This is a genomic window from Delftia sp. NA_296.1 (assembly GCF_052692095.1).
Map to the genome: position 1 here is coordinate 41,132 of NZ_JBQZGF010000011.1, position 22,604 is coordinate 63,735.

General features: G+C 67.8%; 23 protein-coding genes. 9 read left to right on the forward strand and 14 right to left on the reverse strand.

Annotation, left to right across the window (positions count from 1 at the left end; all coding sequences use genetic code 11):
* Nucleotide 1: 1 nt before the first annotated feature.
* The 7 genes from gspM to gspG form a co-directional block, all read right to left on the reverse strand.
* A complete protein-coding gene (gspM, locus tag ACUTR7_RS23835) occupies nucleotides 2–568 on the reverse strand; it encodes a type II secretion system protein GspM (RefSeq protein WP_097201360.1) in 567 nt (188 codons plus the stop codon).
* Nucleotides 565–1,809 carry a type II secretion system protein GspL gene (gspL, locus tag ACUTR7_RS23840; protein ID WP_096914023.1) on the reverse strand — a complete coding sequence of 415 codons (1,245 nt, stop codon included), beginning with the start codon at nucleotides 1,807–1,809 and terminating at the stop codon, nucleotides 565–567. Before gspL ends, gspM begins: the two co-directional genes overlap by 4 nt.
* A 44-nt stretch (nucleotides 1,810–1,853) precedes the next feature.
* On the reverse strand, nucleotides 1,854–2,831 hold the full coding sequence (gspK, locus tag ACUTR7_RS23845; protein WP_043822088.1) for a type II secretion system minor pseudopilin GspK: 978 nt from the start codon (nucleotides 2,829–2,831) through the stop codon (nucleotides 1,854–1,856).
* Nucleotides 2,828–3,535, reverse strand: a complete 708-nt coding sequence (locus ACUTR7_RS23850) for a prepilin-type N-terminal cleavage/methylation domain-containing protein (protein ID WP_013800656.1) — start codon at nucleotides 3,533–3,535, stop codon at nucleotides 2,828–2,830. The genes gspK and ACUTR7_RS23850 overlap by 4 nt, the downstream gene beginning before the upstream one ends.
* Entirely contained in the window at nucleotides 3,536–3,934 is a 399-nt protein-coding gene (gspI, locus tag ACUTR7_RS23855) for a type II secretion system minor pseudopilin GspI (RefSeq protein WP_445609965.1), read from the reverse strand.
* A complete protein-coding gene (locus ACUTR7_RS23860; protein ID WP_013800658.1) occupies nucleotides 3,931–4,386 on the reverse strand; it encodes a GspH/FimT family pseudopilin in 456 nt (151 codons plus the stop codon). The genes gspI and ACUTR7_RS23860 overlap by 4 nt, the downstream gene beginning before the upstream one ends.
* Nucleotides 4,387–4,468: 82 nt before the next feature.
* The gene (gene gspG, locus ACUTR7_RS23865) at nucleotides 4,469–4,945 is read right to left on the reverse strand and encodes a type II secretion system major pseudopilin GspG (RefSeq protein ID WP_012207486.1); all 477 of its coding nucleotides are present in this window, start codon (nucleotides 4,943–4,945) and stop codon (nucleotides 4,469–4,471) included.
* 22 nt (nucleotides 4,946–4,967) lie between these two features.
* On the opposite strand from gspG, the gene ACUTR7_RS23870 reads away from it, so the two are divergent.
* Nucleotides 4,968–5,441: a type II secretion system protein N gene (locus tag ACUTR7_RS23870; RefSeq protein WP_034397087.1), complete on the forward strand. Its 474-nt coding sequence runs from the start codon at nucleotides 4,968–4,970 to the stop codon at nucleotides 5,439–5,441.
* Nucleotides 5,442–5,447: 6 nt separating this feature from the next.
* Here ACUTR7_RS23870 and ACUTR7_RS23875 read toward each other — a convergent pair whose 3' ends face one another.
* Genes ACUTR7_RS23875 through ilvA form a run of 3 tightly spaced genes read right to left on the reverse strand, consistent with a single transcriptional unit; the run spans nucleotide 5,448 to nucleotide 8,443 of the window.
* Nucleotides 5,448–6,050: a histidine phosphatase family protein gene (locus ACUTR7_RS23875; protein WP_445609966.1), complete on the reverse strand. Its 603-nt coding sequence runs from the start codon at nucleotides 6,048–6,050 to the stop codon at nucleotides 5,448–5,450.
* Nucleotides 6,047–6,859 (reverse strand): adenosylcobinamide-GDP ribazoletransferase, encoded by an 813-nt coding sequence (locus tag ACUTR7_RS23880; RefSeq protein ID WP_445609967.1) that lies wholly within the window; start codon nucleotides 6,857–6,859, stop codon nucleotides 6,047–6,049. The genes ACUTR7_RS23875 and ACUTR7_RS23880 overlap by 4 nt, the downstream gene beginning before the upstream one ends.
* Nucleotides 6,860–6,889: 30 nt before the next feature.
* Complete coding sequence (ilvA, locus tag ACUTR7_RS23885) at nucleotides 6,890–8,443, reverse strand: threonine ammonia-lyase, biosynthetic (RefSeq protein ID WP_013800662.1); 1,554 nt, start codon at nucleotides 8,441–8,443, stop codon at nucleotides 6,890–6,892.
* Between the two features lie 366 nt (nucleotides 8,444–8,809).
* Between ilvA and ACUTR7_RS23890 the strand changes: the two genes are divergently transcribed.
* Nucleotides 8,810–9,262, forward strand: coding sequence for an OsmC family protein (locus ACUTR7_RS23890; RefSeq protein WP_012207481.1), 453 nt, complete (start codon nucleotides 8,810–8,812; stop codon nucleotides 9,260–9,262).
* A gap of 106 nt (nucleotides 9,263–9,368) precedes the next feature.
* Here ACUTR7_RS23890 and coq7 read toward each other — a convergent pair whose 3' ends face one another.
* Complete coding sequence (gene coq7 / locus ACUTR7_RS23895) at nucleotides 9,369–9,986, reverse strand: 2-polyprenyl-3-methyl-6-methoxy-1,4-benzoquinone monooxygenase (RefSeq protein WP_445609968.1); 618 nt, start codon at nucleotides 9,984–9,986, stop codon at nucleotides 9,369–9,371.
* 331 nt (nucleotides 9,987–10,317) lie between these two features.
* On the opposite strand from coq7, the gene ACUTR7_RS23900 reads away from it, so the two are divergent.
* The 3 genes from ACUTR7_RS23900 to ACUTR7_RS23910 all read left to right on the forward strand — a co-directional run bounded on the left by ACUTR7_RS23900 (nucleotide 10,318) and on the right by ACUTR7_RS23910 (nucleotide 14,065).
* Nucleotides 10,318–11,373, forward strand: coding sequence for a porin (locus ACUTR7_RS23900; RefSeq protein ID WP_071956829.1), 1,056 nt, complete (start codon nucleotides 10,318–10,320; stop codon nucleotides 11,371–11,373).
* Between the two features lie 182 nt (nucleotides 11,374–11,555).
* Nucleotides 11,556–12,704 carry a porin gene (locus ACUTR7_RS23905; protein WP_043822103.1) on the forward strand — a complete coding sequence of 383 codons (1,149 nt, stop codon included), beginning with the start codon at nucleotides 11,556–11,558 and terminating at the stop codon, nucleotides 12,702–12,704.
* A 134-nt stretch (nucleotides 12,705–12,838) separates the two neighbouring features.
* Nucleotides 12,839–14,065 carry a M20 aminoacylase family protein gene (locus ACUTR7_RS23910; RefSeq protein ID WP_012207476.1) on the forward strand — a complete coding sequence of 409 codons (1,227 nt, stop codon included), beginning with the start codon at nucleotides 12,839–12,841 and terminating at the stop codon, nucleotides 14,063–14,065.
* Nucleotides 14,066–14,080: 15 nt separating this feature from the next.
* Here ACUTR7_RS23910 and ACUTR7_RS23915 read toward each other — a convergent pair whose 3' ends face one another.
* Nucleotides 14,081–14,683 (reverse strand): TetR/AcrR family transcriptional regulator, encoded by a 603-nt coding sequence (locus ACUTR7_RS23915; RefSeq protein WP_445609969.1) that lies wholly within the window; start codon nucleotides 14,681–14,683, stop codon nucleotides 14,081–14,083.
* A gap of 206 nt (nucleotides 14,684–14,889) precedes the next feature.
* Here ACUTR7_RS23915 and fabF point away from each other — a divergent pair, with 206 nt between their 5' ends.
* Nucleotides 14,890–16,197, forward strand: a complete 1,308-nt coding sequence (fabF, locus tag ACUTR7_RS23920; protein ID WP_445609970.1) for a beta-ketoacyl-ACP synthase II — start codon at nucleotides 14,890–14,892, stop codon at nucleotides 16,195–16,197.
* 28 nt (nucleotides 16,198–16,225) lie between these two features.
* Here the strand turns inward: fabF and ACUTR7_RS23925 are convergent, their stop codons facing one another.
* Nucleotides 16,226–17,071 (reverse strand): MurR/RpiR family transcriptional regulator, encoded by an 846-nt coding sequence (locus ACUTR7_RS23925; RefSeq protein ID WP_016448717.1) that lies wholly within the window; start codon nucleotides 17,069–17,071, stop codon nucleotides 16,226–16,228.
* 208 nt (nucleotides 17,072–17,279) lie between these two features.
* Here ACUTR7_RS23925 and tal point away from each other — a divergent pair, with 208 nt between their 5' ends.
* The 3 genes from tal (at nucleotide 17,280) to ACUTR7_RS23940 (ending at nucleotide 20,988) form a co-directional block, all read left to right on the forward strand.
* Nucleotides 17,280–18,233 (forward strand): transaldolase, encoded by a 954-nt coding sequence (tal, locus tag ACUTR7_RS23930; RefSeq protein ID WP_034397078.1) that lies wholly within the window; start codon nucleotides 17,280–17,282, stop codon nucleotides 18,231–18,233.
* A 4-nt stretch (nucleotides 18,234–18,237) separates the two neighbouring features.
* Complete coding sequence (gene pgi, locus ACUTR7_RS23935) at nucleotides 18,238–19,857, forward strand: glucose-6-phosphate isomerase (protein ID WP_202758568.1); 1,620 nt, start codon at nucleotides 18,238–18,240, stop codon at nucleotides 19,855–19,857.
* A 231-nt stretch (nucleotides 19,858–20,088) separates the two neighbouring features.
* Nucleotides 20,089–20,988: a transporter substrate-binding domain-containing protein gene (locus ACUTR7_RS23940; RefSeq protein ID WP_012207470.1), complete on the forward strand. Its 900-nt coding sequence runs from the start codon at nucleotides 20,089–20,091 to the stop codon at nucleotides 20,986–20,988.
* Here the strand turns inward: ACUTR7_RS23940 and pdxR are convergent.
* Nucleotides 20,973–22,499: a MocR-like pyridoxine biosynthesis transcription factor PdxR gene (pdxR, locus tag ACUTR7_RS23945; RefSeq protein WP_445609971.1), complete on the reverse strand. Its 1,527-nt coding sequence runs from the start codon at nucleotides 22,497–22,499 to the stop codon at nucleotides 20,973–20,975. The two genes, ACUTR7_RS23940 and pdxR, sit on opposite strands and share 16 nt — an antisense overlap.
* Between the last annotated feature and the right edge of the window lie 105 nt (nucleotides 22,500–22,604).

Below are 22,604 nucleotides of genomic sequence, written 5' to 3' on the forward strand. Positions count from 1 at the left end.
CTCAAGGCGCCCGCGACGGATCGACGGGCAGGTCCAGCACCAGGCTGCCATCCCAGCGCACGGCATCGGCAGCGCCTGCGCCTGCTGCGCCGGAGGCGGCGGCAGTGCTTGCAGAGGCACTGCGGGCCAGCTTCATCTCGGCCGGAACGGCATGGGTGTTGCTGCGGACCTGGGCCAGCCAGCGCGCCAGCGCGGCGGCGGGTGCGGCCTTGAGCGTGATCTGTGCGCGGTCGCCCATCCAGTTCAATTGGGCGGAGGCGCCCAGTTCGGCGGACAGCGAGCTTTGCAGCAGCGCCTTGGCATCGCCGACCACGGGGCGTGCGTTGCCGCGCAGCTGCTCGGCCTCGGCCTGCAGCAGCTGCATCTGGCGCAACTGGCGGTCGGCCTGGGCATGGCGTTCGGGCGCGGTGCGCAGGCTGTGCAGGGCGGGGGCCAGTGCCACCCACCACAGCAGGGCCAGTGCCACCACGCCACCGGCCAGCAGGGTCATGTTCTGTTCACGCGGCGCCATGGCATTCCAGCGCGCGCGCAGGGGTGCCAGGCTTTGGCGGGATGCGCGCATGTTCATGGCCGGGCCTCCTGGGCAAGCAGCAGGTCGGCGCCGTCGCGCTGCAGTCGCAGGCCGCTGCCGGCCAGATGTTGTTGTGCCTGCTCCAGTGCCTCGGCCTCCAGGGAGACGCCCTTGAGGCGCAGCTGCCGGTCCTGGTAGTCCATGGCCTGGGGCAACTGTCCAGCGGGCAGGGCCCGGGATGCGGCGGCCAGCAGGGGCTCCAGGTCGCCCTGAGTCAGCGCGCCGGCGGTCTGGCGCAGCGTGGCGACTTCGCGCTGCATTTGAACGGGCGCGTCGACGATGACGGGCACGCGGGGGAAGCTGGTGGCCAGCGTGGAGCGCACCTGGACCTGCTTGGCTGCGATGGCGCGGTTCTCGGTCCAGGCCCAGGCATTGAGGCCCACTACCTGGGCCAGCAGGGCGAGCACGGCGCCCCAGCGCGCGGCCTTCCATTGCGGCGCGCGCAGAAAGCTTTGCCAGCCGTCGAGCATGCGCCGGCGTGTGCGGCTGCCGCCGCCCAGATCCAGGTCGAACTGCGCCAGATCCCAGCTTTGTGCGCGGGCCGCCAGGCCGCGCTGGGCGTCCGTCAGCAGGCTGACGGGGCGCTGCAGGGCCTCGGCGGCGCGGGCCAGCGCCGGGTCGGCCTGGATCGGGGTGTCGGGAGGCAGGGCCTGAAGCAGGGCGGCCAGCATGGCGGGGTCGGCACTGTCGGTGCGCAGCGGCAGGCAGGCCAGCGAGTCCATGCCCTGCGCGGCGGTGCTCAGGCCGGTGGCCAGCAGCCAGGCCGATTCGGGTGAGCCCACGGCCCAGAGCTGGGGCGTGGCCTGGGGCGGGCATTCCGGCACGATGCGGCCCACGGGCCGCCCTGCGGATTCCAGGGCCTGAAGGTGGGCATGGAGCCAGGCCTTGTTGCAGGCGGCAACCCAGCAGGGCTCGCCTGCGCGTGCCTGCGGCTGCAGGGCCAGGTGCAATTGGGAGGGCTCGTCGAGCAGGCGCTCTTCCAGCAGCCCGTCGAGCACGGCGCGCAGGCGCACATGTCCGCGCCGGCTTCCCGTAGGCACGCCATGGGGGAGGCTGACCAGATGCCAGGACAAGGCCTGGTGCGGCACCACGGCAACCGTCTGGCCGGTGCGGCCAGGATCGGGCAGCAGGCCTGCGGCGGCGTGGCCATGCCGGTCGGCGCGCAGGCCGTCACTGCTGAGTGCGTAGGCGTATTCGCCAGCGGGGCCCGCAGGCAGATGAAGAATCAAGGTGCTCATGGGCGGAAGCGGGCATTGTAGGGGGCGAGTGTGACAGCCATCTGTCATGGCGCGGGAGCTTCGGGCAATCCCCAGTCCCCCCTCTCACGCCAGATGGTAGTGACTGTCATGTTGTTGCGACGCAACATGGAGCGTTCGCTGGCCACGATCTCGCCCAGGCGCATGCGGCCACGCGCCTCGAAGAAGCTGGTGGCCACCGACAGGTTCTGTCCTTCGAATTTCTGCGGCAGGCCCAGCGCGTTGGAGGCATCGGCCAGGCTGCGCAGCGGGCGCGATGCGCGCAACTGCACCAGCTGGCTGGCCTGGGACCAGGTCAGGTCCTCCACGCTGGCCCAGATGACTTCGGCGCTGGCGGTGTTGAGGTTGACGGGCGTGTTCTCGGGCAGCAGGGTGATGTAGGGCTCCAGGCGCGCGACGACCTCGGGCGGCAGGCCCAGCCAGCCGAACTGGCGCAGCGTGCGCGGCATCAGCAATTGCGCGCCCTCGCCAGGGGTGGCGGCTGCGCGCAGGGCCTGGACGATCTGCGTGGCATAGGCAGGGGGCAGGTTCAGGCGCTCCAGCAGGCGGGACAGCGGGCGCAGGGTTTCGGGCTTGTCGGGGGCGCTCAGCAGGTTGCGCAGGTTCAGGCGCGACTGCAGGTCGATGATCTGGCCCGAGAGAAAGGCGTCCTGCATGTCGGCCATGCCGTCATCGACCTGGCTGACGTTGTTCTGCGCCGCCAGAAAGGTGGACAGGCGCGCCTCCTGCAGCGGCACGGCCCAGGGTTCGGCCAGATGGTCCACCTGCAGGCTGGTGCGCGCATCCTCGGCCAGCACCACGCGCGACCAGTCCAGCGCACCCAGCAGGATCCAGGCGGCCTGCATGCGGTTGCGCTCGGCGGTCTCGACCTCCACGCTGCGCCACTGCTGCCACAGCGCGGTGGCGGCGAACGTGGCCACCAGGGTCACCGTGAGCATGGCGGCCAGCAGGGCCACGCCACGGTGGCGGCGGCGGCCGGGCAGGGGGCGGGGTGCGCGCATCATGATCGGCTGTTGGAGCGCAAGGGGTTGACCCAGTCCATGGTGACGCGGCCAGGAATGGCACTGTCGGGCGGCAGGGTCAGTTCGACGCGGATGCCGTCGGGAATCGTGGGCAGCTGCGCGCTGCTGTTGGTGCCGCCGGACGGCGGGTTGACCGTGCCCGTGCCGTTGTCCGAGCCGCTGGACTGCGGATTGCTCCAGGCGTTGTCGCGGTAGTAGTACAGGCGCCATTGGTCCAGGGGCATCAGCACGGTTTCGCGCCGGCGCTGGTCGTCCGAGGGGTTGCGCCCCCATTGCGATCCCTGGTTCCAGGCATCGCGCCACTGTGCGCGCGTGCGCAGCGGCGGCGACTGCCAGCGCAGCCACTGGTCGCGTCCGGCCGTCTGGCGGCGCGCCCAGGCGACGACCACGGCGCCGTCGTCCACGGCGGCGCTGCTCTTGCGGGTCATGCGCAGCACCTGGCCGTCCCAGTCGATGACCTGTGTGTTTTCAAGCGGCATCAGCGCTTCGAGGTCGGCATTCCATTGGGCTATGACGGTCTGCAGCACCATCTGCTGCTCGTTGCGGGCACGAATGGTCTCCTGCGAGCGCACCATGCTGTCCAGTCCGCGCCAGCTCACCAGGGCCAGCAGGGCCATGACGGCGATGGCCACCATCAGCTCCACCAGGGTGAAGCCGTGCGTGCGGGAAGGGTGGCGCAAGCGCATTCAGAAGCGTCCCACGATGGTGGATACGCGCAGCACGGGATGCTCTGCCGTGACCACCAGGGCATCGACACGGCGGAAGCTGGGATTGGGCGTGGGCCGCACGCTGAGCCTGACCTGCAGTTGCCGGCCGCCCTGCTCGCAGGTGAGGCTGTTGTCGCCCACGGGCGGCATCTGGCGCGACAGGCGCATGCGCACCAGCTCGTTTTGCGCACACAACTGGGCCAGCAGCACCTCGGACTGGCGCTCGGCATTGAGTGTCAGGGCCGATGTGGCCTGCAGACCGGCCATGAGCGCAATGCCCACGATGCCCAGGGCCACCAGCACCTCGATCAGCGTGAAGCCGCGTGCCGGGCGCCTGGGGACACCGTGCTTTCGGCGCGGTCCGTGGAGGGCTGTCATGGCAGGGACTGCACGGCAAAGGGGCGCAGTCCATCCGTGGTCACGCGCAGCGGCGGGCTGGTGGAGTCGCGCAGCGTCAGCGTGACGGACTGGGGTGGAATCAGCGGCTCGGGGCCCAGCACCAGCGGCGTGGCCGGCTGCGCCTGCACACCGGGCTGCAGCCACTGGGAAGGCAGTTGTGCGCTGGCCGGCAGTCCCTCGAAGCGAAAGCCCTGCGGCATGGGCCGCCAGCGCACGGGCACGCCGTTGGCACGGGCCTGGGCGCGGGCCGACTCCAGCAGCGCGGCCAGGCGTTCGGCCTCGCGCTCCAGCTGCGCCTGTCCGCTGTCGCGCAGCGACAGGCTCACGCCTGCGGCGGCAATCGCCATGATGCTGATGACGACCATCAGCTCCAGCAGGGTGAAGCCGCGCGAAGGGGTGGACAGGGAGGAGGGAGCGGTCTGGCGGGGCATGAGAGCAGGCAGGCCCGCTGGGAGTGCGGGCCTGTGGTGCGGTGCGGCGCGGCCCCTGCGGGCCGTCGCCCGGGCCATCGACTTATTGCCAGCTGCCGATGTCGGCATCCTTGCCCTCTCCGCCGGCCTGGCCGTCGGCGCCAAAGGACATGATGTCGATGGGGCCCTTGATGCCAGGATTCAGGTACTGGTAGGGGCGGCCCCAAGGATCGTTGGGCAGCTTTTCCAGGTAGGGCTTCCAGTTGTTGGGCAGCGGTCCGCTCGTGGGGCGGACGATCAGGGCCTGCAGGCCTTGCTCGGCCGTGGGGTAGCGCTGGTTGTCCAGGCGATAGAGCTTGAGCGCCTGGGAGATGTTGGTGATGTCGGTGCGTGCAGCCGTGACGCGGGCATCGTCGGCGCGGTCCAGCACATTGGGCACGATCAGGGCCGCCAGCACGCCGATGATGACCAGGACCACCATCAGCTCGATCAGCGTGAAGCCGCGCTGGACGGCAGTGCGCAGGGCAGGCAACGGACGGCGGGGAAGGCTGGTCATGGAACGGTGCAGCAAATTGGACATATCGCTCCATCATAATCGCGCGATGGTGACACTTTCATTGAACCGCGGCCAGGCCCGGACCTGGCATGTCAAGGCGGCCACATTCGTGCTCTGGCTGCTGGCTGCCGGCGTCGTGGCTTTCTGGGCCATGCGCCTGGGCAACGGCGGCGCGGGAGCGCCCGTGCCACCCGCGCCCGCCGAGCCCTTGCAGGTCGATGCGCCCGCGCTGGCGCAGGCGCTGGGAGGCGTGGCGGCCGCGCAGGGCGCCGTTGCCCCCGCTGCAGCGCCTGTGGTCTCGCGCTATGCGCTGGTCGGTGTGCTGGCCGGGCGCGACAGCGGCGGCGGAGCGGCGGTCATCGCCGTGGGCAACCAGCCGGCCAAGCCCTTCCGCGTGGGGCGCGCCGTGGAAGACGGCGTGGTGCTGCAGTCGGTGTCGGGCCGCGAGGCGCGCCTGGGCCCCAGGGTCGATGGCCCGGCTTCCATCACGCTGCAGATTCCCCTGCCCGACAAGCGCTGATCCCGGTCAACGCGGCAACGGCAGGTCCAGCGCCAGCCAGCCGCCAAAGTCAGGCGCGGGCAGCGTCCATTGGGCCGCCTGGGGCAGGGCGCTGCCTTCGCGCATCAGCCATTGCACGCAGCGCGCCACGCCGGCATGGGTGATCCAGACGGTGTCGCGTGCGGCGCCATCGCCCACCGAACCCCTGCTCGCCTGCTGCAAGGCCTCATCCACCCTGCGCAGCATGGTCGCCAGGGACTCTCCCCGGCCCGGCGCGTGCCCGGCAAGGTCTGCCGCCCAGGCATCGATGGCGCCGCGGTCCAACGCATCCCAGGGCTGGCCTTCCCACTCGCCGAAGTCCATCTCCAGCAGGCGGCTGTCCGCTGCCGATGCCAGGCCGGGCCGCAGTGCCTGCAGGGCCTGTGCCAATTGACGGCATCGGCGCAGGGGCGAATGCACCAGCCGGCAATCCGCAGGCAGGGCGAGGTGCAGGGCCTGCGCCGCATCGGCCGTGGCCTGGGCGTCGGCTTGCATGTCGAGTCGGCCATAGCAGATGCCGGGCGCCACCAGGGGGCGGGCATGGCGTACCAGCCAAAGGCGTGGCGCCGGGTTGGCGCAGACGGAGTTCATGGCACGCGCACCAGTACGGCGGCGGCTCCCAGCAGCATGGCCAGTTCACAAACCTGCTGGGCAGCGCCCAGGCAATCCCCCGTCATGCCGCCCAGCCGGCGGCGCAGCCAGCGCACCATGGCGGCCGTGGCCAGGGCGCCGGGCAGGACCAGGCCGATGACGAGCGGCAGGCCCCCCAGCCAGCCTGTCAGCGCCAGGGCGGGCAGGCACCAGAGGATTGCCGCGACCAGGCCCCTGGCAGCCAATGGCCGACCCGCGGCGTGCAAGGCCTTGGAGTGGGCGGCCTGGCCCACATAGGGAAGGCATTGCATGAGGGCCAGCGGCGCCATGCGCGACAGCACATGGATGCTGCACAGCAGCAAGGCCGCCCATTGCACGCGGATGTCGACCAGCAGCGCGACCAGGGATAGCTTGGCCAGCAGCGCCATCACCAGCGCCATGGCGCCGTAGGCGCCCAGGCGCGAATCCTTCATGATTTCCAGCGCGCGCTCGGGCGGGACAAAGCCGCCCAGGCCGTCGGCCACATCGGCCAATCCGTCTTCGTGCAGTCCCCCGGTCAGCCACAGCGTGGCCACGGTGGAAAGAACGGCGGCAACCAGCGGCATCCAGGGGCTGGGCGCCAGCAGCCAGCCCGTTGCCATCAGGCACGCTGCGCCCCATGCGCCCACCAGCCAGCCGACGCCGGGCAGATGGGCAACGCTGGCGTGCTGCAGCTGGGGGCTCCAGCCAGCCCAGGCGGCCAGCCGCCCCGTGACCGGGATGCGGCTGAAGAACTGGACGGCCAGGACAAAGTGGCGAAGCGGCTGCATGGGCGTGTCAGTGCCGGCCCGCCAGGTCCGTCACTTGAGGAAAAGCTGGTAGGCCGGGTTGGCGGTTTCCTCGACCCAGGGGTAGCCAAGATTGCTCAGGAAGGCGTCGAATTTCTTGCCATCCTTGGCGGGCACCTGCATGCCGACCAGGATGCGGCCGTAGTCGGCGCCCTGGTTGCGGTAGTGGAACAGCGAGATGTTCCAGGTCGGCGCCATCAGGCTGAGGAACTTGAACAGTGCGCCGGGGCGTTCGGGGAAGACGAAGCGCAGCAGGCGCTCTTCCTGCGCCAGCGGCGAATGGCCGCCGACCATGTGGCGCAGATGCTCCTTGGCCATGTCGTCGAAGGTCAGGTCCAGCGCCTCGAAGCCCTGCTTCTCGAAGTTCCTGGCGATCTTCTCGGACTCGCCGCGTGCCGCCGTGGTCAGGCCCACGAAGACATGGGCCTTGTTCTCGTGGCTGATGCGGTAGTTGAATTCGGTCACGTTGCGCGGGCCGCCGGGCAGCTTGCCCACCGCTTCGCAAAAGCGCTTGAAGCTGCCGCGCTCCTCGGGGATGGTCACGGCGAACAGGGCCTCGCGCTCCTCGCCCACCTCGGCCCGCTCGGCCACGAAGCGCAGCCGGTCGAAGTTCATGTTGGCGCCGCACAGGATGGCGGCATAGGTCTCGCCCTTGGTCTTGTGCTTGGCAACGTACTGCTTGATGGCCGCCACGGCCAGGGCGCCGGACGGCTCGACGATGGAGCGCGTGTCCACGAAGATGTCCTTGATCGCGGCGCAGACGGCATCGGTATCGACCACCACGTAGTCGTCCACCAGGCCCTGGGCGATGCGGAAGGTTTCTTCGCCTACCAGCTTGACGGCCGTGCCGTCGGCGAACAGGCCCACGTCGGCCAGCTCCACGCGGTGGCCGGCGCGCACGGACTGCAGCATGGCGTCCGAATCCTTGGTGTGCACGCCGATGACCTTCACGTCGGGGCGCACGGCCTTGATGTAGTTGGCCACGCCCGAGATCAGGCCACCGCCGCCGATGGCGACAAAGACCGCGTCCAGGCGCGGGCTGCCCAGCTTTTGGAGCTGGCTCAGCATTTCCATGGCAATCGTGCCCTGGCCGGCGATCACGTAGGGATCGTCGAAGGGGTGCACAAAGGTCAGGCCCTTTTCCTTTTGCAGCTTGACGGCGTGCTTGTAGGCGTCGGAATAGCTTTCGCCGGCCAGTTCCACCTCGCCGCCCAGCGCCTGCACCGCATCGATCTTGACCTGGGGCGTGGTGGTCGGCATCACGATCACGGCACGGCAGCCGAGCTTGCGTGCGCCCAGGGCCACGCCTTGCGCATGGTTGCCGGCCGAGGCGCAGATCACGCCCTTTTCCAGCTGCTCGGCCGACAGGTGCGCCATCTTGTTATAGGCGCCGCGCAGTTTGAAGCTGAATACCGGCTGCTGGTCCTCGCGCTTGAGCAGCACCTTGTTGTGCAGGCGGCGGCTCAGCGCCTTGGCGGGCTCCAGGTCCGACTCCACGGCCACGTCATAGACGCGCGCGGTAAGGATCTTGGTCAGGTAGTCGGCAGGGGTCAGGGGGTGGTTCATCGTCGGCGAAAGGCTGGAGAGCAGCAGGCCGGGAGGCGGCCCGTCGGTGTCAGGCGGCCATCATAGGCGCTTGTGAATCATGCTGCAGTGCAGCGTCCTGCACAGGCCGGGAGCGACGAAACCAAAAAAAAGCCCCAGGCTGTAAAGCCGGGGGCTGAATCCACCAATAGAGGAGGTGGAGGAGACAACTGGTGCGATGCAGAGCGAAGTTGGTTCACAATCTGCAGTCCATCTGGAGGGGTGTCCGGGTTAACCCTTCAGATAACGCTTGGGTGCATTGTATGCACGACAGGTGCTGCGTTGCAACAAAATCAGGGTTTTTGTGTAGTTGATGCAAAATAGCAACAGTTTTTTGAGGGCGCAACAATGGAATGCACAGTGAGTTGGACAGGCGGCACGACCGGCATGCGCTCGGGCATGGGCTTCGTGGCGGAAACGGGCAGCGGCCATGTGGTCAATATGGATGGGGCGCCGGATGCGGCCAACCCCGCCAACGGGGGGCAGAACCAGGCACCCCGCCCCATGGAGATGCTGCTGGCCGGCGCCGGTGGCTGCACGGCCTATGACGTGGTGCTGATCCTCAAGCGCGGCAGGCATGCCGTCAAAGGCTGCAGCGTCAAGCTCACCTCGGAGCGCGCCGATGCGGACCCCAAGGTGTTCACCAAGATCCACATGCAGTTCACCGTCAGCGGTACGGGTCTGCCCACGGGTGCGGTGGAACGTGCCATCGCCATGAGCCATGACAAATACTGCTCGGCCACCATCATGCTGGGCAAGACGGCCGAGATCACCACGGGATTCGACATCGTCGAGGCCTGATGCCGCAGATGGCTGGGCTTGCGCCTCGGCGCCCCTCCTGAAATGAAGAAAGCGGGCAAGGCCCGCTTTTTTTGGATGGAATGCTGTTTCAGATGTTTCTGAAGGTTTAGATGCGGTGGGCTGTTGTCGTCATCACCTTGGCTGCCAGGCGCATCAGGGCGCGGGCGGGGGGCGGCAATTCCAGGGCACCGGCTTCGCGCGCAGCGGCGGCATGGCGTTCCTCGTCATCCTTCATGCGGGCCACCACGGCCAGCGAGGCGCGGTCTTCCTCGGGCAGCAGGTCCAGGTGGCTTTCCAGATGGGCGGACACCTGCGCCTCCGTCTCCACCACAAACCCCAGGCTGGCCGCGTCGCTGATCTTGGCCGCCACCACGCCAATGGCGAAGGCGCCGGCAAACCACAGCGGGTTCAGCAGGCTGGGCCGGTCGCCCAGGGCGTTGAGCCGGTCGCGGGTCCATGCCAGGTGGTCGGTCTCCTCGCGCGCTGCCTCCAGCAGGTGCTCGCGCAGCACCATGTCCCGCGTCACCATGGCCTGGGCGTTGTACAGCGCCTGGGCGCAGACCTCTCCGACGTGATTGACGCGCATCAAGGCGCCCGACAGCCGACGCTGTGCCTCGGTCAGCTCTCCCTCCGCGATGCCGGCGGCCGGGGAGCGTTCGGCGGCGGAAGGCTGTGCAAACAGGGTGCGAAGCGCCGCATCGGCGGCAGTCAGTATCTTGTCCATGGGCGGTCCCTAGAGCGGAAAATCTTGGCAAATTCAGGGTCTGAACGGTACACCAGGACGCCATGCCCTCTCTTTGTGCAAGCGCAACAAGGCCGGCGCGATGTTCGGGTTGGGCCTGATTGTGTTGGCTTGCAGGTTTGTTGCGGCAGTGCAACGAAAAACGGGGGGTAATGCCCGTTTGTGGGTGAATTTCTTTGCATGGGCAGCGGTGGTCTGGTGCAATAGGCCCTAACTTCCCCACCAGGAGGTTGGCGCGGGAAACCGGTGGAGCATCAGGCCAAGCCTCTCTTCCTCACGACCGGCGCCCTTCTAAACCTTGGAGTAACTCGTAATGAAAAAATCTCTGATTGCCCTGGCAGTGCTGGCTGCTTCCGGCGCCGCAATGGCTCAATCCTCCGTGACCCTGTTCGGTATCGTGGACACCAACGTTGCCTACGTGAACAAGGACGCAGCTGGCGACAGCCGTTACGGCCTGGGCACCAGCGGCGCTTCCACGAGCCGTCTGGGCCTGCGCGGCACGGAAGACCTGGGTGGTGGTCTGAAGGCTGGCTTCTGGCTGGAAGGCGAAATCTTCGGTGACGATGGCAACGCCAGCGGCTTCAACTTCAAGCGTCGTTCCACCGTGAGCCTGTCGGGCAACTTCGGTGAAGTGCGCCTGGGCCGTGACCAAGTCCCGACCTTCCAAAAGCTGACCTCCTACGACCTGTTCAGCGCCACCGGTATCGGCCAATTCATGGGCTTCCGTAACTGGGCAGCTGGCCAAGGCGCCGACGACAACGGCATCCGCGCTAACAACCTGATCTCGTACTACACCCCCAACTTCGGCGGTTTCAACGCCGGCTTTGGCTACGCTTTCGACGAAAAGCAAACCATCGGTACTGCTGACAGCGTCGGCCGTTACATCGGCGGTTACGTTGCATACGACAACGGCCCCCTGAGCGCCAGCCTGGGCCTGGCCCAGCAAAAGACTGCCGTTGGCGGCCTGGCTACCGACCGTGACGAAATCACCCTGGGTGCTTCGTACAACTTCGGCGTTGCCAAGCTGAGCGGCCTGCTGCAACAGACCAAGTTCAAGCGTGACATCGGCGGCGACATCAAGACCAACTCCTACATGCTGGGCGCTTCGGCTCCCGTCGGCGGCGTGGGCGAAGTCAAGCTGCAATACGCTCTGTACGACCAAAAGGCCATCGACTCCAAGGCTCACCAGATCACTCTGGGCTACGTCCACAACCTGTCCAAGCGCACCGCTCTGTACGGCAACCTGGCATTCCTGAAGAACAAGGATGCTTCGACCCTGGGCCTGCAAGCCAAGGGCGTGTACGCTGGTGGCGTGCAAGCTGGCGAAAGCCAGACTGGCGTGCAAGTCGGCATTCGCCACGCTTTCTAATGAACGGCTGGCGTAAGCCAGTTGCCATTTGAAGCAAAAAAGAGCCAGTCTTCGGACTGGCTCTTTTGTTTTGTGCTAGGGAAAGACCTGTGTTGTGCTTGTGCCAACGGTGACGAGGCGGGAAAAGCGTTTCTAGAATGAAATTTCCACCAACCAATCGTTAACAAGAGAGAGACAACACAATGAATTCTTCATTCGTGAAAAAGAGCGTGGCACTGGCGGTGTTGGCAGCAACGGCACCCTTGGCAGCATTCGCCCAGCAAAGCAGCGTGCAGCTGTACGGCATCGTCGATGCCGGCGTGCGCCACACCACCAATGAAGGCCCGACCAAGAGCGGCAAGACCCAGATGATCGGCGGCGGCATGTCGCAAAGCCGCTGGGGCATCAACATCACCGAGGACCTGGGCGGCGGTCTGGCAGCCATTGCCAACCTGGAAGCCCGTTTCCTCACCGACACCGGCGAGCAGGCTGCAGCCAGCTACTTCCAGCAATCCTGGGTGGGCCTGCGCAGCAAGAGCTTCGGCCAGATCACCCTGGGTCGTCAGTACAACATGCTGTTCGACCTGGTGACCTCCACCTATGCCTCCTTCCCGTACTCGCCGTACATGGAGGCCTACAAGCCTGAAATCGGCATGTCCATGGGCGCGCGCGCCAGCAACATGGTCAAGTACCTGGCCGAGTTCGGCCCCGTGCGCGGCGCCCTGCAGTATTCGTTCGACGAGAACAACACCTTCGACAAGGTCGGCACCGGCGTGGCCCCTGGTGGCGCCATCAAGACGGCCGGCGGCTATCTGCGTTATTCGCAAAGCGGCATCTCCGCAGGCGCCGGCTACCTGGGCACCACGCTGCCGGCCGGCACCAAGGTCGATGCCTATACCCTGGGCGGCTCGTACCGTGTGGGTCCCTGGTACGTCAACCTGGGCTACGGCCTGAACAAGCGCAAGGACGCGTTCCCGGCGGCAACCGCAGGCGGTGGATTCGACCAGGCCATCCTCAACTCCTTCTGGACAGGCTCGTCCAACGGCGGCTTCGTGGCCGGCGACGCCAACAAGCGCCAGATGTACAAGATGGGCTTCGGCTACCAGATCACGCCCCAGATCAATGTGGGCGCGCATTACTACCATGCCAAGCAGTCGGGCTCGGGCACGGGCAATTTCAATGGCAAGGCAGACTTCCTGGTGGCGGTGGTCGACTACGCCTTCTCCAAGCGTACCGATGCCTATGTGGCCCTGGACCACACCAAGACCAGCGGTGGCTCGGGCGTGATGCTGGACGCCAATGGCGCCACCAAGCGCACGGGCTTCACCGTCGGCCTGCGCCATCGCTTCTGAGCACGCGGCGTCTGCGCAACGAAAGGCCTCCTTCGGGAGGCCTTTTTGTTTCCTGTCGATGGGCTGACGGTGGGCGGGCGCGATTTCCTGCGTTAAGGTAATGCGCAGGCCAACGAAGCGAAAGAACCAAGGCTATGGAAGCCACTCGATACAAGGCAGGCGGTCGGGCCTTTGCCCAGATCGCCCAGTACCACCCGGAGCTGACGGCGCTGCGCCGCGAGCTGCATGCGCATCCGGAGCTGGGATTCGAGGAGCGCTTCACGGCGGCGCGCGTCAAGGAGGCCTTGCGCCAGTGTGGTGTGGACGAGATCCATGAAGGCCTGGGCACCACGGGCCTGGTGGCCGTGATCCGCGGGCAGGGCCACAGTTCGGGCGCCATGGTGGGCCTGCGTGCCGACATGGACGCACTGCCCATGGTCGAGCACAACGAATTTCCCTGGAAGTCCGGCAAGCAGGGGCTGATGCACGGCTGCGGGCATGACGGCCATACGACCATGCTGGTGGGCGCCGCCCGCTACCTGGCCGCGACGCGGCGCTTCGACGGCTCGGCCGTGCTGGTCTTTCAGCCTGCCGAGGAAGGGCGCGGCGGCGCGCGGGCCATGATTGCCGATGGCCTTTTCGACCGCTTTCCGATGCAGGCCGTGTATGCCATGCACAACTGGCCCGCCATGCGTGCGGGCACGGTGGGCATCAACATGGGCGCGATGATGGCGGCTGCCGACCGCATCACCATCGAGATCACGGGGCGCGGCGGCCATGGTGCGCATCCCTACCAGACGGTGGACGTGGTGCTGGCGGCCGCGCACATCACCACGGCGGTGCAGAGCATCGTCTCGCGCAATGTACGCGCCATCGACAGTGCCGTCATCAGCCTGTGCGCCGTGCAGGCCGGGGACCTGGGCGCCTTCAGCGTGATGCCGGGCACGGCAACGCTGGTGGGAACCGTGCGGACCTTCGACCCCGCCGTGCAGGACCGTGTCGAGCAGCGCCTGCAGGAGTTGTGCAGCGCGGTGGCGCTGGGGCTGGGTGCCACGGCCAAGGTCAACTACGAGCGCATCTATCCCGCCACCATCAACTCCCCCACGGAGGCCGCCTTTGCTGCCGATGTGGCCCAGTCGCTGGTGGGGGTGGAGAACCTGGACCGGCAGCTGGAGCCCAGCATGGGGGCCGAGGACTTTTCGTTCATGCTGCAGCACAAGCCCGGTGCCTACCTGCGCCTGGGGCAATCCACGGGCGCCCAGCCCGGGGTGCCGCTGCACAGCAGCCGGTATGACTTCAACGACGAAGTGCTGCCGCTGGGCGCTGCCCTGCACGCCAGCCTGATCGAGCAGGCCATGCCGCTGCATTCGCAGGACGTATAGCGCAGGCGGAGCGGGTCAACGGGCCTGGCCCTCGGGCGCAAGAAGGTGGGCTTGCACCGTTTTCAGAATCTCGTTGGACAAGGCTGGATTGGCTGCGACCGTGGCGCGTGCCAGGACCAGGGCGCCCACCATGCTGCTGAGCATGGCCATGGCCTGGGCGCGCTGTGTGGCATCGGGTGCCTGATCGTCGCCAAGTGTGCCGATCACGCGCGCAAATCTGCCGATGTTGCGTTCCACCCCTTCGGCGAACACCGCTGAAAGATCGCCGCCTGCCCGGGCCACGTCCACGGCCAGCGCGGCAGCGGGGCAGCCCTCGCCGGGGCTGTCGCGGTGCTGCGGCGACAGATAGGACTGCACGCGCGCGGCAAGGCTGCCGGCCTGTTCACCCTGCAGGCCGTCCAGCGGCGCGATGGACCAGTCGAAGGCGCGTGCGCAGGCCTCGCGCACCAGCGCATCCTTGGATTCGAAGTGGCGATAGAGCCCGCCGTGCGTGAGCCCCGCGCCGCGCGTCACCTCGGCCACGCCGACGCCGTCCAGCCCGTGCTCGCGGTACAGCCGCGCGGCGGCTTCGAGGATGTCCTGCCGGTTCTGCGCGGCCTGGGCTTTCGTGACTTTCATGTGCGCTGTCCAATGATTGTGGTCGTTATCAAAACACGTTTATGATGACGGCCATCATCATAAATCAGCCCCTGCCATGGCCTGTGCGCCATGTTCTGCAGGGGCTGTGCACTCTACAGGGAAGAACCGATGAATGCCTGTTCACTTCTGCGCAGCCTGCTGCCTGGGACCGCTCCGACCTCCGCACGGTGTGCCAGGAGCGGCTCATGAATACGGCCCATACGGTCCATACGGCGGCCCACCTGCCTCGCCGCGTGGTCATCACGGGCATGGGCATGGTCTCGCCGCTGGGGCGGGGCACTGAATTGGCCTGGCGGCGGCTGCTGTCCGGCGCATCTGGCCTGGGCCGGCTGCCCGAGGATCTGGCGCCCGATGTGCCGGGCCAGGTGGCAGGCCAGGTGCCCGACCTGGCCCGGGACCCGGAAGGCGGCTGGGACATCGATGCCGTGGTCTCGCCCAAGGACCAGCGCAAGATGGACCGCTTCATTCCGCTGGCGCTGGACGCATCGGACCAGGCCCTGGCCGAGGCCGGCTGGCAGCCTGCCAGCGAGCAGGAGCGCACGCGCACGGCCTGCATCATTGCCTCGGGCATCGGCGGCTTTGGCGCCATTGCCCAGGCCGTGCGCACCACGGACAGCCGGGGGGTGTCGCGCCTGTCGCCCTTCACCGTGCCGTCTTTCCTGGTCAATCTCGCGGCCGGGCATGTGTCGATACGCCATGGACTCAAGGGTCCGCTGGGCGCCCCCGTCACTGCCTGCGCGGCCAGCGTTCAGGCGGTGGGCGACGGCCTGCGCATGATCCGTTCGGGCGAGGCCGATGTGGCGCTGTGCGGCGGCGCCGAGGCTGCCATCGACCGCGTGAGCCTGGGTGCGTTCGCGGCGGCCAAGGCCCTTTCCACGGGATACAACGACCGCCCCGAAGAGGCCTCGCGCCCCTTCGACACAGGCCGCGACGGCTTTGTGATGGGCGAGGGCGCGGGCGCCCTGGTGCTGGAGGGGCTGGACCACGCCCTGGCGCGCGGCGCCGTGCCGCTGGCCGAAGTGGTGGGCTATGGCACCAGCGCCGATGCCTATCACATCACCTCGGGGCCGGAAGATGGCGACGGCGCGCGCCGCAGCATGGCGCAGGCGCTGGCCATGGCCGGGCTGTCGCCGGATCAGCTGCAGTACCTCAATGCCCACGCCACCTCCACGCCCGTGGGCGACCGGGGCGAGCTGGCGGCCATGCGCTCCCTGTTTGGCGAGGGCAGCGGCGTGGCGATCAGCTCCACCAAGTCGGCCACGGGCCATCTGCTGGGCGCGGCGGGCGCGGTGGCGGCCATCTTCACGGTGCTGGCGCTGCGCGACCAGATGGCGCCGGCCACGCGCAATCTCGTGGAGCCCGATCCCCTGGCCCAGGGGCTGGACCTGATCGCCGGCGCGGCAAGGCCCTGGGCCATGGAGCATGCCCTGGTCAACGGCTTCGGCTTTGGTGGCGTCAACGCCTCGCTGGTGCTCAGGCGCTGGCAGGGCTGAACGAGGCGGGTGGGCCTGGGGGCCGGTGCTAGGTGTAGCGCTTGGCCCGCAGGTTGTTCTTCATCTGCTCCAGCGCAGGCTGCAGGGCCGGGCCGATGCGCAGCGCCACGCAGGTGGCCAGCACGTCGATGACCAGCAGGTGCAGCAGGCGCGACACCATGGGGCTGTAGCGGTCGTAGCCCTCGGGATGGTCGGCGGCCAGATGGATGTGGCAGGCCGAGGCCAGGGGCGAGCCACTGGCGGTGATGGCAATCGTGGTGGCGCCGTTCTTGCGCGCGATGTCGGCGGCGTCCATCAGGTCGCGCGTGCGGCCCGAGTTGGAGATGATCACCGCGCAGTCGCCGGGTCCCAGCAGGGTGGCGCTCATCACCTGCATGTGGCCGTCGCTGGTGGCCAGGCTGGTCACGCCCAGGCGAAAGAACTTGTGCTGCGCGTCCTGCGCCACGATGCCCGAGTTGCCTGCGCCGTAGAACTCGATGCGCCGCCCCGTCTGCCAGGTCGAGGCGATGGCCTGCGCCGCCTGCTCTATGGCCGTGGTGCTGGCGGCATTGCGGTATTGCAGGAAGGCGGCCACGGCGTTGTCCACCACCTTGACCATCACGTCGCTGGTCTTGTCGTCGGTGTCCACGCTGCGGTGGATGAAGGGCACGCCCTCGCTGACGCTGCCGGCCAGCTTGAGCTTGAAGTCGGCCAGGCCGTCGTAGCCCATGCTGCGGCAAAAGCGCACCACCGTCGGCTTGCTGACATGGGCGCGCTCGGCCAGTTCGCGCACCGGCTGCCGTGCGAAGGCCCGTGGATCGGCCAGCACCAGGCGGGCCACGCGTTGTTCGGCGGGAGCAAGCGAGGGCAGCGAGGCGGTGATGCGGTCCAGCATTAGGCGGTGGGCGTTGTTCTGTGGGTGAAGGGAAGCGGTTGCCGCAAGGCAGGTCCAGCGCGCATTTTGCATGAGCGGCAGCCTTCGCTTACTTTCCTGACGCCGATGCAAACCATGCGCGCGCATACACTCGGAGGATTTGCCGGTACAACCGCACCGCCCTGGTGCGATGCCGCCCCTCGCCAGGCTCCCGCCCAAAGGATGTTCCATGAACCAGCTTGATGCGCTTCGACAGTACACGACCGTGGTGGCCGATACCGGCGACTTCCACCAACTGGCCCAGTTCCAGCCGCGGGATGCGACCACCAATCCCTCGCTCATCCTCAAGGCGGTGCAAAAGCCCGAGTACGCACCGCTGATGCGTGCCACCGTGGCCCAGTACAAGGGCCGCAGCCTCGACGAGGTCATGGACCGCATGCTGGTGCGCTTCGGCTGCGAGATCCTGAACACCATTCCGGGCCGTGTCTCCACCGAAGTCGATGCGCGCCTGTCGTTCAACACCTCGGCCACCGTGGCACGTGCCGAGCGCCTGATCGAGCTGTACCAGGCCGAAGGCGTGCACATCGACCGCGTGCTCATCAAGATCGCCTCCACCTGGGAAGGCATCGAGGCGGCGCGCCAGCTGGAGCTGCGCGGCATCCACACCAACCTCACGCTGCTGTTCTCGTTCTGCCAGGCCGTGGCCTGCGGACAGGCCAAGGTGCAGCTGATCTCTCCCTTCGTGGGCCGCATCTACGACTGGTACAAGAAGCAGGCCGGCGCCCAGTGGGACGAGGCCGCCATGGCCGGCGCCAACGACCCCGGCGTGCGTTCCGTGCGCGCCATCTACGAGCACTACAAGCACTTCGGCATCGCCACCGAGGTCATGGGCGCGAGCTTTCGCAACACGGGCCAGATCGTGGCACTGGCCGGCTGTGACCTGCTGACCATCGCCCCCGAACTGCTGGCCCAGCTGGGCGCCAGCGATGCGCCCCTGGCGCGCGCCCTGGACCCTGAGGCGGCGCGGACCCTGGAGCTCGATCCCGTGCACTACGACGAGGCCGGGTTCCGCCTGGCCCTCAACGAGGACGCCATGGGCACCGAAAAGCTGGCCGAAGGCATTCGCGCCTTTGCTGCCGACACGCGCAAGCTCGAAGCATTGATGCAGCAGGCCGCAGACTGATTGGATGAAGATCTTGCCCGTTCTGTGCAATACCTTGCCGGCATGGCCGGCACTTGAAAGCCATTTCCACGAAGACATCCAGACCCTGGATCTGCGCCAAGCCTTTGCCGCGGACGCGGGCCGGCTGGACGCGCTGAGCCAGCAGGCGCCCCATGTCTTTGCCGACCTGTCCAAGAACCTCTGGACCGAGCGCACCGAAGAGCTGCTGCGCGAGCTGGCGCAGCAGGCCGGCGTGCTGGCCCAGCGCGACGCCATGCTGGCCGGCGAGCCCGTCAACTGCACCGAAGGCCGTGCCGTCATGCACTGGCTGCTGCGCATGCCGCGCGACGGCGGCCAGCTGCGCCACTGCGCCACCGTGCAGCAGTGGCAGCCGGCCATGCACGAGGCGCTGGGCCAGGTGCACGAGACGCTGGACGCCATGCTGGCCCTGGCCGAGCAGGTGCGTGGCGACGAGGGCATCACCGACATCGTGAACATCGGCATCGGCGGCTCGCACCTGGGCCCCGAAGTGGTGGTCAATGCGCTGGAGGACTGGGTCGATGCGGGCAAGAACTTCCATTTCGTCTCCAACGTCGATGGCCATGAGCTCGGCCATGTGCTGCGCCGCGTGCGCCCGCACAGCACGCTGTTCCTGATCGCCTCCAAATCCTTCACCACGGCCGAGACCATGCTCAACGCGCACTCGGCGCGACGGTGGTTCCTGGAGCAGGGCGGCAGCGAGGACCCGCAGGCCGCGTGCTCCATCGACCGGCACTTCGTGGCGCTCACCACCAATGTGCAGGCCGCAGCCGACTTCGGCATCCGCCGCACGCTGGGTTTCTGGGACTGGGTGGGCGGGCGTTTTTCGCTGTGGTCGGCCATCGGCCTGCCGGTGGCCATCGCCATTGGCGCGGCGCAGTTCCGTGCGCTGCTGGACGGCGCGCATGCCATGGATGCGCATTTCTTTTCCTCGGGCGTGGAGGGCAACCTGCCGCTGCGCCTGGGCCTGCTGGACGTCTGGTACCGCGATTTCTGCGGCTTCTCCAGCCGCTGCATTGCCCCCTACAGCCATGGCCTGCGGCGGCTGACCGCCTACCTGCAGCAGCTGGAGATGGAGAGCAACGGCAAGGGCGTGACGCGCGACGGGCAGACACTGCCCGTGCGCACGGCGCCCGTGATCTGGGGCGAGCCCGGCACCAATGGCCAGCATGCCTTCTTCCAGATGCTGCACCAGGGCCAGGACGTGATTCCCGTGGAGTTCATCGCGCTGCGCGACGGCGGCAAATACCTGGGCGCACACCACCAGAGCCTGGTCGTCAACGCCATTGCCCAGGCCCAGGCCCTGATGGAGGGGCGCCACGGCGAAGGGGCAGAGCGCCATTGCGCGGGCAACCGGCCCAGCAGCTTCCTGCTGCTGCAGCAGCTCGATCCGGCATCGCTGGGCGCACTGATCGCGCTGTACGAGCACCGTGTCTTCTCGGCCGGTGCGGTCTGGGGCATCAACAGCTTCGACCAGTGGGGCGTGGAGCTGGGCAAGCACCTGGCGCGCCAGCTGCATGCGCGCCAGGACAGTGGCGACTGGCAGGGCGTCGATGCCTCGACGCAGGGCCTCATGCACCGGCTTGCGGCAGGGTCGGCCGGCTGACCGGGCGCGGCGGGCCTGGGGCCACCGCGGCGCACCAGCAGGGTGCCGGGTCATGTGGGTGGAGCATGACCTTCTTCCATTTCATCGTTATGCACAGGCGCCTGATTGCTCGATAGTTGATGCAATCGCCTTGACGGCGGCCCTGCCTGGAGGCAGCCGGCGACGGCGGCACGGCAGGGTGGAGGCGCAGCGCGCCTTCGGACCTGCAACAACTATCCAAGGAGACCCTCGATGCGATTCGTACTGGCCCATGTGGCGATGGCATGTGTGGTGGCGGCAACTGGCGCTGCCCATGCACAGGAGGCGGCCGGCACGCTGGACAAGATCCAGAGCACAGGCAAGGTGGTGATGGGTGTGCGCGAAAGCTCGGCGCCCATGGCCTATGCCTTCGGGACCACGCAGAAGTACGTGGGCTACCACGTGGAGCTGTGCGAGAAGGTGCTGGCCCAGATCGTGCCCAAGGCCAAGATCGAGTACATGGCCCTGACCTCGCAGAACACCATGCCCCTGGTGCAGAACGGCACCGTGGACATCGGCTGCGGCCCGACCACGAACAACCTCGCTCGCCAAAAGCAGGTGGCCTTTGCCGTGACCACCTACGTGAGCCAGGTGCGCATGGCCGTGCGCGCCGACTCGGGCATCACCTCCTTCAAGCAGCTCGACGGCAAGCCCGTGGCGGCCTCGGCCGGCACGACCGCCGTGCAGCTGCTGCGCAAGTACGGGCGCGACAATGGCGTGAACCTGCCCACCTCGCTGGGCAAGGACCATTTCGAGAGCTTTCTGATGCTCGAATCGGGCCGTGCCGATGCCTTCGTGCTGGACGACAACCTGCTGGCCGGCGTCATCGCCAACTCCAAGAACCCTGCAGGCTTCAAGATCGTGGGCGAGGTGCTGGGCTCCGAGCCCATCGCCATCCTGTTCCGCCGCGATGATCCCGCCTTCAAGAAGGCCGTGGACGACGTGCTGGTGGGCATGATGGCCTCGGGCGAAGTGGCGAAGATCTACGACAAGTGGTTCGTGCAGCCCATTCCGCCCAAGAATGCCCCGCTGAACCTGCCCATGAGCGACCTGCTCAAGCAGCTGCTGCAAAAGCCCAACGACAAGCCGCTGGAATCCTACGCGCAGCAGTGATTGCGGGCTGAGTCCAGCTCCATCACCGCCCGCGCCAGCGCCTGGATGCCTGCATCGATCTGATCGATGGCAATGGAGGACAGGCGCAGCCGGAAAAAGGGGCAGGGCTGGCGCGGCGTCGCAAAGAACGCGCTGCCTGCCTCGATCAGCACGCCGTGGCGGCGCGCCACGGCGGCCAGCGCATCGGCGTCCAGCCACGCCGGCGCCTGCACCCACAGCGATGCCCCGCCCTGGGGCTGGCGGAAGATGAAATCCGGCAGGTGCGCGCGCAGCGAGCGGTCCACCTGCGCCACGCGCTCCAGCATGGCCTGGTTCACGCGGCGCGCATGGGCCTCATGGTGGCCCAGCGACAGGAACAGCGCATAGGCATGCTGCAGAAAGGCGCTGGGGTGGCGCACCATGGCATGGCGCAGCACGCGCAACTCGTCGATCAGCGCGCGCGGCGCGACGATATAGCCCAGCCGCAGCGCGGGCGACAGGCTCTTGGACAGCGAACCCACATAGATCACACGCCCGCCCTTGTCCAGGCTCTTGAGCGCGGGCATGGGCGTGCCCTGGTAGAGGTTCTCGGCCTCGTAGTCGTCCTCGATGATCACGAAATCGCCCTGCTCGGCGCGGCGCAGCAGTTGCTCGCGCCGCTGCAGGCTCAGCGTCACGGTGGTAGGGCTCTGGTGCGAGGGCGTGACGAACAGATAGTCCAGCGGCGGCAGGCCATCGACCACCACGCCTTCCTCGTCCACGGCCACGGGCACCCAATGGGGGCGGCGCAGCGAAAAGGTGTTGCGCGCATGCGGGTGGCCGGGCTCCTCGAAGCCCAGGCGCTGCGAGGGGGCCAGCAGCGCGTCGGCCAGCAGGTAGAAGGCCTGCTGCGCGCCCACGGTGACCAGGATCTCTTCCTTGAGCGCGAACACGCCGCGCCGGGGCAGCAGGCGCAGGCGGATCTGCTCGATCAGGTCGGGCACATCGTCGGTCTCGAAGTCCGGCGTCCAGTGCGGCAGCTGGGCGCGCGCCAGGCTGCGCGTGCAGCATTCCCGGAAGCCTTCGGTGGGAAACAGCGCGGGATCGTGCATGCCGTATACGAAGGGGTAGGGGTACTCGCGCCACTGCAGCGGCTTGGACAGCGTGTGCCTGTCCGTCAGCGAGCGCAGCACGCGTGCAGACCAGTCCGGCGCGGGCTCCCCGGGACTTGTCGCAGGCAGGGCCAGGGCGCCGTCCACACCAGCCAGGCGCGAATCCCGGGCCACGAACACGCCGCTGCGCGGGCGGGATTCCAGAAAGCCTTCATCCACGAGCTGCTCGTAGACCGTGGTCACGGTATTGCGCGACACCTCCAGCATGCGCGACAGCTCGCGCGAGGGCGGCATGGCCGCGCCGGGCGGCAGGCGGCCTTCGAGGATGGGCTGGACCAGGGCCAGGCGCAGGCGGTCCTTCAGGGGAAGGCCGGGCTGCTCGGGCAGCGCGAACAGGCGGGCCCACTGGTGGCGTGGGTCTGTGGCGGAAGGGGTGCTCATGGCGCAACGGAGGCAATCGGGGGCGTTCTTGGCGCGGCCGGGCAGAGGGCGCGCGGTCGGCGCCATGTTGCGGTGCGGGTGCGGGCAAGTAAAGGTTTGGGCCGG

What these genes read in the sequence shown, in the direction of transcription:
- gspM (WP_097201360.1), bottom strand. Translation starts at nt 568, where the DNA reads ATGAACATGCGCGCATCCCGCCAAAGCCTGGCACCCCTGCGCGCGCGC.
- gspL (WP_096914023.1), bottom strand. Translation starts at nt 1,809, where the DNA reads ATGAGCACCTTGATTCTTCATCTGCCTGCGGGCCCCGCTGGCGAATAC.
- gspK (WP_043822088.1), bottom strand. Translation starts at nt 2,831, where the DNA reads ATGATGCGCGCACCCCGCCCCCTGCCCGGCCGCCGCCGCCACCGTGGC.
- ACUTR7_RS23850 (WP_013800656.1), bottom strand. Translation starts at nt 3,535, where the DNA reads ATGCGCTTGCGCCACCCTTCCCGCACGCACGGCTTCACCCTGGTGGAG.
- gspI (WP_445609965.1), bottom strand. Translation starts at nt 3,934, where the DNA reads ATGACAGCCCTCCACGGACCGCGCCGAAAGCACGGTGTCCCCAGGCGC.
- ACUTR7_RS23860 (WP_013800658.1), bottom strand. Translation starts at nt 4,386, where the DNA reads ATGCCCCGCCAGACCGCTCCCTCCTCCCTGTCCACCCCTTCGCGCGGC.
- gspG (WP_012207486.1), bottom strand. Translation starts at nt 4,945, where the DNA reads ATGTCCAATTTGCTGCACCGTTCCATGACCAGCCTTCCCCGCCGTCCG.
- ACUTR7_RS23870 (WP_034397087.1), top strand. Translation starts at nt 4,968, where the DNA reads ATGGTGACACTTTCATTGAACCGCGGCCAGGCCCGGACCTGGCATGTC.
- ACUTR7_RS23875 (WP_445609966.1), bottom strand. Translation starts at nt 6,050, where the DNA reads ATGAACTCCGTCTGCGCCAACCCGGCGCCACGCCTTTGGCTGGTACGC.
- ACUTR7_RS23880 (WP_445609967.1), bottom strand. Translation starts at nt 6,859, where the DNA reads ATGCAGCCGCTTCGCCACTTTGTCCTGGCCGTCCAGTTCTTCAGCCGC.
- ilvA (WP_013800662.1), bottom strand. Translation starts at nt 8,443, where the DNA reads ATGAACCACCCCCTGACCCCTGCCGACTACCTGACCAAGATCCTTACC.
- ACUTR7_RS23890 (WP_012207481.1), top strand. Translation starts at nt 8,810, where the DNA reads ATGGAATGCACAGTGAGTTGGACAGGCGGCACGACCGGCATGCGCTCG.
- coq7 (WP_445609968.1), bottom strand. Translation starts at nt 9,986, where the DNA reads ATGGACAAGATACTGACTGCCGCCGATGCGGCGCTTCGCACCCTGTTT.
- ACUTR7_RS23900 (WP_071956829.1), top strand. Translation starts at nt 10,318, where the DNA reads ATGAAAAAATCTCTGATTGCCCTGGCAGTGCTGGCTGCTTCCGGCGCC.
- ACUTR7_RS23905 (WP_043822103.1), top strand. Translation starts at nt 11,556, where the DNA reads ATGAATTCTTCATTCGTGAAAAAGAGCGTGGCACTGGCGGTGTTGGCA.
- ACUTR7_RS23910 (WP_012207476.1), top strand. Translation starts at nt 12,839, where the DNA reads ATGGAAGCCACTCGATACAAGGCAGGCGGTCGGGCCTTTGCCCAGATC.
- ACUTR7_RS23915 (WP_445609969.1), bottom strand. Translation starts at nt 14,683, where the DNA reads ATGAAAGTCACGAAAGCCCAGGCCGCGCAGAACCGGCAGGACATCCTC.
- fabF (WP_445609970.1), top strand. Translation starts at nt 14,890, where the DNA reads ATGAATACGGCCCATACGGTCCATACGGCGGCCCACCTGCCTCGCCGC.
- ACUTR7_RS23925 (WP_016448717.1), bottom strand. Translation starts at nt 17,071, where the DNA reads ATGCTGGACCGCATCACCGCCTCGCTGCCCTCGCTTGCTCCCGCCGAA.
- tal (WP_034397078.1), top strand. Translation starts at nt 17,280, where the DNA reads ATGAACCAGCTTGATGCGCTTCGACAGTACACGACCGTGGTGGCCGAT.
- pgi (WP_202758568.1), top strand. Translation starts at nt 18,238, where the DNA reads ATGAAGATCTTGCCCGTTCTGTGCAATACCTTGCCGGCATGGCCGGCA.
- ACUTR7_RS23940 (WP_012207470.1), top strand. Translation starts at nt 20,089, where the DNA reads ATGCGATTCGTACTGGCCCATGTGGCGATGGCATGTGTGGTGGCGGCA.
- pdxR (WP_445609971.1), bottom strand. Translation starts at nt 22,499, where the DNA reads ATGAGCACCCCTTCCGCCACAGACCCACGCCACCAGTGGGCCCGCCTG.